The sequence below is a fragment of the Moraxella sp. CTOTU48841 genome, assembly GCF_032061225.1.
GTDB classification, from domain to species: Bacteria; Pseudomonadota; Gammaproteobacteria; order Pseudomonadales; family Moraxellaceae; genus Faucicola; species Faucicola cinerea.
Window position 1 is genome coordinate 129,647 of sequence record NZ_DAMBFQ010000006.1, and the last position, 12,387, is coordinate 142,033.

Consider the following 12,387-nt stretch of genomic DNA (forward strand, 5'->3'; position numbering starts at 1 on the left):
TAGAACTGATGTCAAAATTATTATCAGCACCACAATTTTACAATTGAAAACCCAACACAATCCCTGTGGGGTTATACTTTACCACTGTTGATATCATCGATGACTTTACGAGTCACCGTGTCAAATTCGCCGTTTGCTTTGCTGACATATATCCAAGTGATGAGTGGTACAAAAATCATAATGGCAACAACAATGTAAAAGCCAACAGGGACAATCGAGCCTGCTGACAGTGGCGCAGCAAACATTTCAGGATCAAAGCCCACAAGTAATAGATAACCAAACCACACAATTAAAGTAATGATAGAAAAAGTAAGTCCTAGGCTTGTTTTTCTCTTTGCCATGCTTTGGAACTCAGAATGATTAATGATACGCTGAATTTGTGCCTCATCCATGGTAACGCTCCTTGTAAATGAATGAACAGACAACTCATTGATGATTGATTCAACAATAAGTGTCAAAACTGACAAGGAAGATAGCGATTGGGTGACAATAACAGTAGACAACAATATGGTGAAGCAAGTCCGCTATGCTAAACGTAATAGATTGTCTTAAATGATACAAACAATCTCATCTTCCTGATTAGTTGCTATTATTAAATGAAAATTGTTAAAAAATCTAGCTATTTTTTCTCAAACTGTAAAAAAATTGTAGAATGTTAGTTGAAAATTAGTGACAACGTTGTCAAAGCACCCAAAATTAATATTAGACATAACTTGATACTCATAATCGTGACTAATAGTCATTGCACCTAATCATGATTGCACTTAATTATAATTGTAACGCCCAATGACCATAAAAAATTATCAAGCTATCCATGATAGGTAAATCGTTGAGAATAGATGAATCATTGAGCGTACATACCGCCATTCAAACCAAACGGCATTTATTTGCCTCGAGTTCTACACATACCGTCTTTGCAGTCTGCTGCGACTTTACCATAGGCAAGTTGGGTCATCCAGTTGGGTACACGGTTGCGATGTCGCGCAAAAATAGGATAAATCATATCACTGGCTTGTTTCACCACAGGCCATTCAAACACGGTTGCAAATGGCAATTGTGCGGTTTTATACAGCAGTCGTACAGCATCCATGCCTTTTTGCATGTTCCCTTGTTTATCTTGCACACACAGATAAGTCATCGCCTCATCTTCGCTAATACCAAATTTGGCAAGTTCGTCCCGTGCGTCATCAATCGGAACGATGCGAATGTCGTCAGGTTTTTTTTCTACCATATGCAAGGCTTCGGTACGGCAGACAGGGCAGGTATCATCATAGTACATGGTAATCATATTAACAGTCTCCGAAGATTAGCTTTTTAGGGCATCTAATACGGTCAAGTCGTTGAATTCAAAACCTTGATCCAGTAACGCTGTGGGCACAACGCGCTGCCCATCCAACAGTAACGTCGACATTTCACCAAACATGGTCTTGACCACAAAGGCGGGCAGGGTCATCAGGGTAGGGCGGTGCAACCAAGTGCCCATCGCATCGGTAAATGCAGTATTGCTAATAGGCGTTGGATTGGTCAAATTGTAAATTTGCTGAGTGGGCAGAGTGTGAGTCAGGTTTTGTTCAATGATAAAAATCACCGCACGCACCCAATCACTACGGCTAATCCAGCTCATGATTTGCTGACCATTGCCAAGCTTACCACCGGTGCCCATTTTAAATGGGGTAATCAGTCGCCCAACCATACCCCCCTCGGGCGCAATCACCACCCCTGTGCGCACAATCGCAACTGGCACAGCGTCTGTTACGGCATATTTTGCAGTATCTTGGGCAGTCAAAGCTAGATGCTCCCATGCTTGACAAATTTCGTGAGCGAAGTCAGTTTTTGTCACGGGGCTGGTTTCATCAAGCGCATTTGGGTCGTTTTCCTTTTGGATACCGTACCAACCGATGGCTGAGCCGCTAATCAATAGTTTTGGCTTGTTGCCGATTCGCTCAATATAGTCAATTACCGCTTGTGTAGGTTTTAGTCGGCTATCGAACAATTCTTGCTTACGTGCATCCGTCCAACGGCTGTTGGCAATACCCGCACCCGCCAGATTGATGATGACATCATACGTCTCATTGGTGATGGCAAAATCGTCATAGCTAATAACGTCATCTGCGATATTTTTGGTTTTCTCTTTTTCTACAGAACGAGATACCCAAGTGACTGACGCAGTGTCACCTTTTACGCCATGGGTTTTTAACGATTGTGTTAATGCTGTGCCTAAAAATCCTGAACCGCCTGTGATAAGTATTTTCATCATTTCTTTCCTTTTTTCTGTCAAAACTGAAATTTGTGGGTAAAATTTTTAGCTTTTTGGTAAAACCAATTTGCCAACGATTACACTACTTAAACCGCCAACTATCGCAAGTCTGCCGTTAAACAACAAGATGCCTAACCATGTTACTAACGTATTAGAAGTAAATAATCTATTAATATCATGAAAGGCTATTACAAAGATAAAAAATGTCACAAAACAGCCATTAACAAATAATCTAAAATATTGCCAAACGCTAGAAAGTACTATTTTTCTCAAAACTATGATAATGCTCGTTACTATTGAAGGAATAAATCCGAATAAAGTGCCAAATGCTATGGCGGCTAACATAGCCAGAAAAAAGTTATTGAGTCCAACGTGTTGCCAGCTATGGCGGCTAATTGTCTCGTTCATTGGGAAAAGCATTACACCAATCAAATTTATTAGACCACCAATCCCACCGCCAAATAGAGCATAACAGGTTAAAACTTTGCCAGTCGGATATGTTGCAGTCATTGTCCCAATCCATCATTTCCCATCATTTCAAAAACTTCTGAATCGTCGCCCCAAGTTTTAAGATACGATTGAGCGTAGTGGACGAAAGTTTTAGCATCTCGTTCGCCCAACTCGTCAGCGTATCGACAAATTGGTGGGTGTCTTTGATACGTTGCTGTACGTCTTTACTTTCTGTGGCAAATTCTGGCTCATTGATTAAATCCGCCAAGAATCCAACCGTCGGCGCAAGCTCTCGGCGATAGCGTTCTTCGACAATCACCTTAGCCAATTCCCACACATCCGTGCCCGTGGTGAAATAATCTCGCCTATCACCGAGCGTATGGACCGTTTGTACCAGATTTAAGCTCTGCAATTCCTTGATACTATTGCTCACATTTGAACGCGCCACGCCTAAGGTCTCTTGGATTTCTTCGGCATTCATCGGCTTGCCTGCCAAAAATAACAAGGCATGAATCTGGGCAACGGTACGGTTTACGCCCCATTTATTGCCCATTTCGCCCCAGTGTAAGACAAATTTTTCCATGGTCGGTGTGAGTTGCACTTTTTAGCCTTATATATAAATCAATTTTTAATTATTTTGAGCTTTTTATATATTTCTGTCAATACAGAAACTTTGAAAATTGTAAAAATTTTGTGGTTGGGTTTGGATTGTTGACCTTACAAGTCGCGTTTTATTTCCCAAAAAAAAATAATTTCGGTAAGATGAAGTGGTTCATTGCAACTATTTTTTTGGTATAAGGATGACCCATGACGGCAACCCAAACACAACAACCCACCTTTCAAAAAGTCACGTATGATGTTGCAGATAGTGTTGCGACCATTACCCTCAATGATCCAGCATCACTCAATGCGCTCAATAGCGTGATGAAATCCGAGCTTTATCAAGCCCTTGATTACGCACAATACGACACAGCCGCCAAAGTGATTGTCATCACAGGCGCGGGCAAGGGGTTTTCTAGCGGTGGTGATATTCGCGAGATGCTATCAGGCGCAGATAACCGCGAAAATTTACTGAAAATGTCGCACAGCCTGACCATTGGGATTGCGGACATTACGCGCCGTATCCGCAAAATCAGCAAGCCGATTATCGCGCGTATCAATGGCGCGTGTGCGGGTGCAGGCATGAATATCGCGTTAGCGTGTGATTTTCGCGTCGCCAGTGACAATGCTAAATTTTTACAAGCCTTTGTCAATATCGGGCTAGTGCCTGATGGTGGTGGTATTTATCTGTTATCGCAGTTGATTGGTGCCGCCAAAACCACTGAGCTTGTGATGTTGGGTGAGCAAATCACCGCGCAAAAGGCAGAAGATTTGGGACTGGTGAATGCGCTGGTGAGTCAAGATGCGCTTGATGCGGCAGTGAAAAAACTGACCGACCGCCTCACAAGCTTGCCAACCCTAGCACTGGCGGCAATGAAGCAATCGATTAATCAAGTGGCATTTGCAGGACTAGATATCGCGCTAGACCAAGAGGTAATTTACCAAATGCAAATGGCGACCAGTGAAGACTTTAAAGAAGGGATTACCGCCTTTATGCAAAAACGTCCTGCTGAGTTTAAAGGGCGATAAAGCCTAAAACCTTGTAAAAAATAGCGTCACCACCGACGCTATTTTTTTTGCGCACCATAATGTCCAAATTGATAGCGGATTTTGTTATCACGGATTTCGCCAACAAAGAAACGATATAAATTGGCATACAGGTATTTCCAGCCCGTATTAAAATAGCCATCTTGCTGCAAGCGGCGGGGGTCAAAGCGAAAGGTGAGCGGTAGCATCTGATAACGGATGATTTTTTTGGCACGATTGACATAGTCACAATCTTCACACAATGTGATAGACTCATCAAAGCCGCCCAATTGCTCATGCACGGATTTACTGGAAAAAATACAGGCACCCACCGCTGTTGGCGATAAAAATTGGCTAGCAAAAATACCTATGTTAAACAGCTGATAACCCACCGTAAACCAAGGTTTTAGGTGGTCAGCGTTCATATACACGCCGGCTACTTTCAAGGATTTTTTATCCAATAATTGACTGGCTTTTTGCAAAAAGTCTGCATCCAGCCGCACATCGGCATCTAAAAACAGTATTCGTTCATTTTTGGCTAGGCTTGCCCCTGTATTACGACCCAAACTGACGCCACGCTTTGGCATTTTATGTACGCTTATCGCCGGCAACTGGTGGCGAAAACTGGCTGCAATTTGACAGGTGTCATCTTCGCTGTTGGAATCCACCACAATGACTTCAAAATTTTGGTAGCTTTGCTGGGCTAAGTCACGCAAAATATTACCGATACGTTCGGCTTCGTTTAGGGTAATAATCACGATACTAATTGGCGTCATAAGCTTATTCACAAGGGCAACAATCGTTGAAAACGGCAGTTTTTTAGATTTTTTATCATAAATGAACAATATGACGATTTGGTGATTGCCAAAAAAGTTTTGGGTGCTAAGCTAGGGAATGAGTAATCGAGCTGATGCAAGGTCCAATGGGCGATGGCATGGTAACCAGTTAGAAGGAATGAAGTATGTGCATTGTGGCGTTGGCTTGGCAGCTGTTTGAGGATAAACCCTTGGTGCTATTATCCAATCGCGATGAATTTTTGCAGCGTCCTACGCGCGCACTACATGAATGGCAATTGCCAAATGGCAAAAAAATCATCGCGGGGCAAGATGCGCAAGCAGGGGGCACTTGGTTGGGTATCGATCCTGTGCATGGGCGCTGGGGGGTGATTTTAAACTACCGAGAGATTATCAAAGATAAGCCTGTCTTTGCCACGTCCCGCGGTCAATTAATCCTTGATTATTTGAGTGGTGAGTGGTCGCCGCTAGCTTTCGCAAGACAAATTGATTTGCCGTGCTACGATGGGTTTAATCTAGTCATCGGCGATCGGCAGCAAGCGGTACTGCTCAATAATAAAGGGTATGGCATCGAGGTATTGGCAAAAGGCTTATACGTGTTATCCAATGGTCAACCAAATACGACATGGTTTAAAACGGAAAAACTGCGCAAGCGAGTACGACAAGAGTTATTGCCGCTGCTTGCTGGGCATGAGGATTGGCAAACAGCCAATTGGAAAAACGTGGCATTTGAGATATTGCAAGACCGTGAACAAGCGCCTATCACCCAGCTACCTGATACAGGTTTAGGTATGGAGAGAGAATTGGCGTTGTCTTCCATCTTTATTCCTGCCAACCGCCTCGACAAGCTGCTAGGAAGTAGCTATGGGACGCGCGTGAGTAGCTTGCTCACCATCACTCATACAGGGTTTGATATGCAAGAAAAAAACCTTGAAAATGACGCTATCATCCGTATCACGCCCCATGTTAACGCCACCTAATCAATGAAAAAAACAGCGGCAAAATCAAAAAAATAGACAATAAAATCGGCTATCTATTAACTATAAGCTTAACGGATATGCCCAAACATCATCATCAGCTCAGTATCGAGCCTATCAAAATCCAATTCGATAGTGTTATCCAAAAAAATCACTTCAATGCGGTTATCGGTTTGTGGCTCACAGGCCACTAAGTCGAGCGAATCCGGGGTAAAATTCATGGTTTGCCATTGCTCATCATGCGTATGCTTGATATGAACCACCGATTTAATACGTTGCCAGTTGGGCAGTGCCAACAGCCATTCCATCAGCACAGTCATATCAATTGTCCAGTCGGCTGACACCCGCCAGCCGATGATTTGATAGCCGTTTTGCACATCATGATAGCGAAATGGCAAGTCATCATTGGTAGCTGTTGGTGATTGGGTCGTGTCGGTTTGGGTGGTGGATGGAGCATGGGACTGAGCAAAACTTGTTAAGCTAATTTTTTGGTAATGGCTACGCTCGGCAAGCACTTGGCTTGATTGCTTGAGCGCTTGTTGCAATTGCCGCAGATTGTCTTCGCTCAGCATTTGCTCTGCTTGCCAAATCAAGTTTGCTTTAGGGTTTAAGCCTTTTACCCATGCGGTCAGTTGGGTTTTTTGGGTGTCATCCAACCCATGAAAACGATTAATCACCACCACATCACAAAATCGCACATGCGCTTGGTAGCCTTCATTGTCACGATAACGGCTATCTTGCCAATGACGCGCATTGACGATACTGATGGCGGATTTTAGCGACAGCGCAGTTTGCCAATGCGGTGCAGATAGCTGCTCAATCAGCTCTCGCGGGTGTGCAAGCCCTGTCGGCTCAATCCATAATCGGTCGGGTCTATACTCAGAAGTCAAGCGAGCGAGCGCAATCTGTAGCGGCAGTTGCGAAGTACAGCAGATACAGCCACCAGATACTTGGCGAATCGCTAAATCATGGTCAGCATTACCCGTCAATAGCTTTTCATCAATGCCAATTTGACCTGCTTCATTGACCAAAATCGCCCACTTTTCTTGGTGCTGAAAATGCGTGATACAGGCATTGATAAAACTGGTTTTACCAGAACCTAAAAAGCCCATCACCAGGTGACAGGCTGTATTTACAATCAACGGTTTTATCATAAAAATTTCTTAACTCTGTTAACTTAGCTCTTCTAATGGGCTTTTTTAATCCGCTCTCTTAAATAGGGCTCGTTTAGCTTTCTGCGCCATCGGGTACAAACACGTAGCCCACGCCCCAAACGGTTTGGATATAGCGCGCTTGCGAAGGATTATCTTCGATGAGACGGCGTAAACGCGATACTTGCACATCAATTGAGCGCTCCATTGCGCCCCATTCACGGCCGCGTGCCAGATTCATCAGTTTATCACGGGTTAATGGCTCACGGGGGTGTTGTACCAAGGCTTTTAATACACTAAATTCACCCGTGGTTAAGGTCACGATGTTGCCATCACGTTTTAGGGTACGTGTTGATAAATCTAATGTCCATGACCCAAATTCGACCACTTCCATTTGCTGACTAGGGGCACCTGGTAATTCACGCGTTTGCCGACGCAATACGGCTTTAATACGTGCCAATAATTCTTTGGGGTTAAAGGGTTTTGGCAAATAATCATCCGCGCCTGCTTCAAGTCCTGCGATACGATCGGCATCGGAACCTTTAGCGGTCAACATAATAATCGGAATATCGGAGTTTTCTGCGCGTAACCGATGGCAAATACTGATACCGTCTTCGTTAGGTAGCATCAAATCAAGCACAATCAGCGAAAATAACTCGCGCTGCATCAGTTTATCCATTTGGCTACCATCATGCGCAGTACGTACGATATAACCATCGTCTTCTAAGAAACGTTGCAACAAGGTACGAAGGCGCGCATCATCGTCAACAACCAAAATGCGCTGATTCATATCGCCGGCGGCTGATTGATTGGGGGTAGATTCTACAGTGGGGTTGATGTCATCACTCATTGATTATTTTCCTCATTTTTATCGTCGATATTCCTATCACCAATGTTATTTTCACTCGAATATTATTTTCGCTACATAGTTTTTATAAACGCTAAATATGTTCCATTAGCGTGTTGAAATGAACCTTATAATTCATAGTTAGGACAGGCAATGCTATAAAATATATGGGTATACAATTTTTTATTAGGGACTGATAAAGGTATTTTGAAACGATTGGTTACAACTTGCAAGCATTATCAACCTTATCATTCAGCCAGATTTATAATGGTTATGCGGTTATTAAAGCAAAAAAATGTGTCGTTTGCTGTAGTAATTTTGCTAAAAATGCGACGTTAGCTTATAGGGTAGCCACCTATTATATAGTCATCAGTTAGCAAAATTTTAGTTAAACAACAGGGGTATCGTTGGCAAGGTAAAAATTCACTAAAGATTTTTGTTAAAATAGCGTTTACCTATTATCTTTTTGTATTGTTTTGTTATAATGCGTGAACTCTGAAGTTTTGAGTTCATCCTTATAAGTGTTAGGCAAAAATATGACTACAAACGTTACTGCCATTGCGGCTAATCCAGCGGTAGATGTACTCTCTGAGCAAGTCCAGCAAGCCATTTATCAAAAATTAGCTGCCAATCTTGGTATCAAACTCAACCAAATGATGGCATTCGTCAAACTCTATGATGATGGCGCGACGATTCCGTTTATTGCACGCTATCGTAAAGACCAAACCGGCGGGCTCGATGACGTACAATTGCGTAGTCTGGAAAAATCCCTTAGCTATGAACGAGATATGGCGATTCGCCGCCAAAAAATCATTGAGCTGTTGACTTCACAAAACAAGCTCACCGATGAATTGAATGAACGCATTAAGCAGTCGGCATCCAAACTTGAATTAGAAGACATTTATTTGCCGTATCGTCCGCGCCGCCGCTCATTGGCAACCCAAGCGCGTGAAGCAGGACTTGAGCCAATTGCCTTGGCGGTTTTAAATGAGTCGGTAAGCCCAGAGACAGCCTTATCAGATTACCAAGCGCCAGCGCCTGTACAGGATGACAACGGCGAAGCCGAAGCGTCAATTTTTGAAGATAAAGAAAAACAGCTATCAGGTATCGGCGCCATTATTATCGATGAGTGGACACAACAGCTTGACCTACTCGATAAACTGCGCGTCGCCTTTGGTAAAATTGCCCAAATTCATAGCCGTCTAGTGGGCGAAGAAAAACGGGAAGTCGGCGAAAAATACAAAGACTATTTTGACCACGCTGAAAGCTTGGCGCGTCTGCCCAATCACCGATTATTAGCGATGCTACGCGGCCGCCAAGACAACGTACTGACGATTGCCATTGAAGGCGATGATGCGCCGTTTATTGAGCAAATTAATCACGCATTTAACTTAACAGCTGCTGAGCCTAGTGACCGTCAACAATTTTTATTGTCACTGGGCAAAAAACTGTGGTTGGACAAATGGCGTCCGCATATTGAGCATCGTTTGCTCACAGAAAAACGCTTAACGGCTGAATCAGCAGCAATTGACGTGTTTGCAAACAATTTGCAGCATTTATTAATGGCAGCGCCAGCGGGTCAAAAAACGATTTTAGGCGTCGATCCGGGTATCCGTCATGGCGTCAAAATGGCTGTGGTTGATAGCCTAGGTCATGTTGCCAAAAATAGCGATGATAGTTTTGCGATTGCAACGGTGTATCCATTTGCCCCAGACAATAAGGTCGATGAAGCCAAACAAACCATTGCCGATTTACTCAAAAACCACCATGTGCATTTAATCGCCATTGGTAATGGTACGGCTAGCCGTGAGACAGATGCCTTAATCAAAGAAATTTTGGCAGAAAACAGCGCCCAGGGCACTGGGGATATCAAAGCCGTGCCTGTGGTGGTCAATGAGTCTGGTGCGTCTGTGTACTCAGCCAGCGAACTGGCATCGCAAGAATTACAAGAGCTTGATGTATCCATTCGTGGGGCAGTATCGATTGCCCGTCGTTTGCAAGATCCATTGTCTGAGCTGGTTAAAGTCGATCCCAAAGCCATTGGTGTGGGTCAATATCAGCATGACGTCAACCAAACGCAGCTAGCCGATAGTTTAACCAAAGTCACGCAAGACTGCGTGAATGCGGTGGGCGTAGACGTCAACACCGCAAGCCCTGCGATTTTGTCTTATATCGCAGGTCTCAATGTCAATGTGGCGCAGCAAATTGTCAACTACCGCAACGAACACGGCGCCTTTGCCAATCGTGAACAGCTCAAAAACGTGCCAAGATTGGGTGCCAAAACTTTTGAACAAGCGGCAGGTTTTTTACGCATTCGTGGCGGTGATGAGCCGTTAGATGCAACAGGGTTACACCCAGAAAACTACGAGATGGTCAAACAATGGCTGGCTTCAACTGACAACAATCTCAACGATGTGCTAGGTGACGAGTCAGCGCTTAACAATCTGACCGCTTCACTGGTCGCTGCAGCAAACGATGAGGTTAATGATGCCGAGCAAGCAACGCTGAAAGCCGCTGCCATCAAACAAGAATTAGCCAAACCTGCACACGATCCAAGACCGAGCTTTAAAACAGCGCAGTTTCGTGATGATGTCAATAGCCTCAACGATTTAACCGAAGGCATGACGCTTGAAGGCGTGGTCACCAATGTGACAAGTTTTGGTTGTTTTGTTGATGTTGGTGTCCATCAAGATGGCTTGGTACATATCTCAGAGATGGGTAATGAGTTTATCGCCGATCCGTTAAATCATGTCAAACCAGGTGATATCGTCACCGTTCGCGTGATTTCAGTGGATGCCGAACGCAAACGCGTGGGCTTTAGCATGAAGTCAGACACCCCAATGGTAGCCAAACCTGCTGAAAAAGCACCCGCTAGTAAAGCAAGAAATACCAACCAATCAGTGGCTGGTACGGCGAAAAAACACGCAGACCCTACCGAGCGCGGGAGCAAATCAGCCAAACATTCGGGCAAACCCCAACGTAGTGACAAAGCCGCTAAACCGCAAAACCAAGCAGCTGACAAACCGCAAAAAATCGGTAGCTTAGGTGCGTTGTTGGCGCAAGCAGGTCTAAAAAAATCAACATAAACCCCGCATCATTGGTAAACGTACATCTAAATGGCTAAATTCATTTAGATGTTGCGATTGGTGATACAAGGTTTCGAGTGAGTGATGGTGAATTTTTTACAAGCATTTTGGCAAGCGACTCGCCCACGCACTTATCCATTAGCGGTGGCTGGCATCATAGTAGCCAATGCGTTGGCATATTCCCGTATTGGCAGCTTTGAAAGCAAAAATTGGCAAATCTTTTTGCTAAGCCTATGGGTTGCCTTAGGACTACAGATTTTATCCAACTTGGCTAACGACTATGGTGATGGCATACGGGGCACTGATGCCCATCGACTCGACAGACAGACAGCGCAAGGTACAATCAATCCTAGTACCCTTAAAAAATTAATCATAAGTTGGGCACTGTTTATTTTTGGCTGCGGTATTGGCTTACTTTGGCTGAGCTTTAACAGTCTGACCGATTTTTTCACCTTCTTAGCATTGGGCATCATCGCCATTATCGCCGCAGTGACCTATACCATGGGTAAAAACCCCTATGGGTATAATGCGAAAGGGGAAATAGCAGTATTTTTATTCTTCGGCTTAGTTAATGTACTAGGGGGCGTGTACCTACAAACACAATTTATCCGTGTGATGGATATTATTGCTGCGGTGGTGATCGGACTGCTATGCACTTGCGTATTGATGATTAACAATATGCGGGATTTTGGCACAGATACAGGCGCTGGTAAAAATACCCTTGCCACCACCTTAGGCAAAGAAAGCATGAGCCACCTGTATCGGTTTATATTGTTGGGTGCTTACTTTCTACTCATTACCTTTGTGACCTTGCGACAAAATTTTTATCTATTAAGTCTACTTATTCTAGTCTCTCCTATTGCCAAGCATCTAAAAATGATTCGCCATTATAGTGATGAAAATATCCCCTCAAACGCACTAGCGCCAGAACTAGCTAAAATTGTCTTAATTACCCTAGCGACCAGTATATTGATGAGTTTAAGTATTCTTATCTTTAACTATAAAAAACTAATTTGAAAATAAATGAAAAAACTTTTCCCATTGGTATTGACAGGCAAAAAGAAAAGCGTATAATACGCACTCACTGGCAGCGACTACAACCACAAACTGTAGTAAAAACAACAACTTAAATTAATACAGATATAAGTTGAGCGGTCATAAAAAATTAAAGAAAAAAGTTATTGACAACACAAAATAAG

Annotated in this window: 12 protein-coding genes; 4 read left to right on the forward strand and 8 right to left on the reverse strand. The window is 43.6% G+C overall.

What is annotated here, in order from left to right; translation table 11 throughout:
- Nucleotides 1-71 precede the first annotated feature (71 nt).
- The 5 genes from RT034_RS07980 to RT034_RS08000 all read right to left on the reverse strand — a co-directional run bounded on the left by RT034_RS07980 (nucleotide 72) and on the right by RT034_RS08000 (nucleotide 3,308).
- Nucleotides 72-392 (reverse strand): DUF485 domain-containing protein, encoded by a 321-nt coding sequence (locus RT034_RS07980; RefSeq protein WP_313015805.1) that lies wholly within the window; start codon nucleotides 390-392, stop codon nucleotides 72-74.
- A 491-nt stretch (nucleotides 393-883) separates the two neighbouring features.
- On the reverse strand, nucleotides 884-1,288 hold the full coding sequence (locus tag RT034_RS07985; protein ID WP_313015806.1) for a thiol-disulfide oxidoreductase DCC family protein: 405 nt from the start codon (nucleotides 1,286-1,288) through the stop codon (nucleotides 884-886).
- Nucleotides 1,289-1,306: 18 nt separating this feature from the next.
- On the reverse strand, nucleotides 1,307-2,257 hold the full coding sequence (locus tag RT034_RS07990) for a TIGR01777 family oxidoreductase (RefSeq protein ID WP_313015807.1): 951 nt from the start codon (nucleotides 2,255-2,257) through the stop codon (nucleotides 1,307-1,309).
- Between the two features lie 45 nt (nucleotides 2,258-2,302).
- A complete protein-coding gene (locus RT034_RS07995; RefSeq protein WP_313015808.1) occupies nucleotides 2,303-2,767 on the reverse strand; it encodes a hypothetical protein in 465 nt (154 codons plus the stop codon).
- Nucleotides 2,768-2,789: 22 nt separating this feature from the next.
- Nucleotides 2,790-3,308 (reverse strand): GbsR/MarR family transcriptional regulator, encoded by a 519-nt coding sequence (locus RT034_RS08000; protein ID WP_062332718.1) that lies wholly within the window; start codon nucleotides 3,306-3,308, stop codon nucleotides 2,790-2,792.
- Between the two features lie 206 nt (nucleotides 3,309-3,514).
- Here RT034_RS08000 and RT034_RS08005 point away from each other — a divergent pair, with 206 nt between their 5' ends.
- Nucleotides 3,515-4,336, forward strand: a complete 822-nt coding sequence (locus RT034_RS08005; protein ID WP_007117335.1) for an enoyl-CoA hydratase/isomerase family protein — start codon at nucleotides 3,515-3,517, stop codon at nucleotides 4,334-4,336.
- Between the two features lie 38 nt (nucleotides 4,337-4,374).
- Here the strand turns inward: RT034_RS08005 and RT034_RS08010 are convergent, their stop codons facing one another.
- A complete protein-coding gene (locus RT034_RS08010) occupies nucleotides 4,375-5,109 on the reverse strand; it encodes a glycosyltransferase (protein ID WP_313015811.1) in 735 nt (244 codons plus the stop codon).
- Nucleotides 5,110-5,294: 185 nt separating this feature from the next.
- On the opposite strand from RT034_RS08010, the gene RT034_RS08015 reads away from it, so the two are divergent.
- Complete coding sequence (locus tag RT034_RS08015) at nucleotides 5,295-6,107, forward strand: NRDE family protein (protein ID WP_313015813.1); 813 nt, start codon at nucleotides 5,295-5,297, stop codon at nucleotides 6,105-6,107.
- A 68-nt stretch (nucleotides 6,108-6,175) separates the two neighbouring features.
- Here RT034_RS08015 and RT034_RS08020 read toward each other — a convergent pair whose 3' ends face one another.
- Both RT034_RS08020 and ompR read right to left on the reverse strand, forming a co-directional pair.
- Complete coding sequence (locus RT034_RS08020) at nucleotides 6,176-7,258, reverse strand: CobW family GTP-binding protein (protein ID WP_313015816.1); 1,083 nt, start codon at nucleotides 7,256-7,258, stop codon at nucleotides 6,176-6,178.
- Nucleotides 7,259-7,331: 73 nt separating this feature from the next.
- A complete protein-coding gene (gene ompR / locus RT034_RS08025) occupies nucleotides 7,332-8,105 on the reverse strand; it encodes an osmolarity response regulator transcription factor OmpR (protein ID WP_007117331.1) in 774 nt (257 codons plus the stop codon).
- A gap of 533 nt (nucleotides 8,106-8,638) precedes the next feature.
- Between ompR and RT034_RS08030 the strand changes: the two genes are divergently transcribed.
- Nucleotides 8,639-11,188 carry a Tex family protein gene (locus tag RT034_RS08030; RefSeq protein WP_313015820.1) on the forward strand — a complete coding sequence of 850 codons (2,550 nt, stop codon included), beginning with the start codon at nucleotides 8,639-8,641 and terminating at the stop codon, nucleotides 11,186-11,188.
- Nucleotides 11,189-11,272: 84 nt separating this feature from the next.
- Nucleotides 11,273-12,205 (forward strand): 1,4-dihydroxy-2-naphthoate octaprenyltransferase, encoded by a 933-nt coding sequence (gene menA, locus RT034_RS08035; RefSeq protein ID WP_313015823.1) that lies wholly within the window; start codon nucleotides 11,273-11,275, stop codon nucleotides 12,203-12,205.
- Nucleotides 12,206-12,387 lie beyond the last annotated feature (182 nt).

Bases quoted from the DNA above. Each gene is read 5' to 3' on its own strand.
- RT034_RS08005 (WP_007117335.1), top strand. From the start codon at position 3,515: ATGACGGCAACCCAAACACAACAACCCACCTTTCAAAAAGTCACGTAT.
- RT034_RS07995 (WP_313015808.1), bottom strand. From the start codon at position 2,767: ATGACTGCAACATATCCGACTGGCAAAGTTTTAACCTGTTATGCTCTA.
- RT034_RS08030 (WP_313015820.1), top strand. From the start codon at position 8,639: ATGACTACAAACGTTACTGCCATTGCGGCTAATCCAGCGGTAGATGTA.
- menA (WP_313015823.1), top strand. From the start codon at position 11,273: ATGGTGAATTTTTTACAAGCATTTTGGCAAGCGACTCGCCCACGCACT.
- RT034_RS08010 (WP_313015811.1), bottom strand. From the start codon at position 5,109: ATGACGCCAATTAGTATCGTGATTATTACCCTAAACGAAGCCGAACGT.
- ompR (WP_007117331.1), bottom strand. From the start codon at position 8,105: ATGAGTGATGACATCAACCCCACTGTAGAATCTACCCCCAATCAATCA.
- RT034_RS07990 (WP_313015807.1), bottom strand. From the start codon at position 2,257: ATGATGAAAATACTTATCACAGGCGGTTCAGGATTTTTAGGCACAGCA.
- RT034_RS08015 (WP_313015813.1), top strand. From the start codon at position 5,295: ATGTGCATTGTGGCGTTGGCTTGGCAGCTGTTTGAGGATAAACCCTTG.
- RT034_RS08020 (WP_313015816.1), bottom strand. From the start codon at position 7,258: ATGATAAAACCGTTGATTGTAAATACAGCCTGTCACCTGGTGATGGGC.
- RT034_RS07980 (WP_313015805.1), bottom strand. From the start codon at position 392: ATGGATGAGGCACAAATTCAGCGTATCATTAATCATTCTGAGTTCCAA.
- RT034_RS07985 (WP_313015806.1), bottom strand. From the start codon at position 1,288: ATGATTACCATGTACTATGATGATACCTGCCCTGTCTGCCGTACCGAA.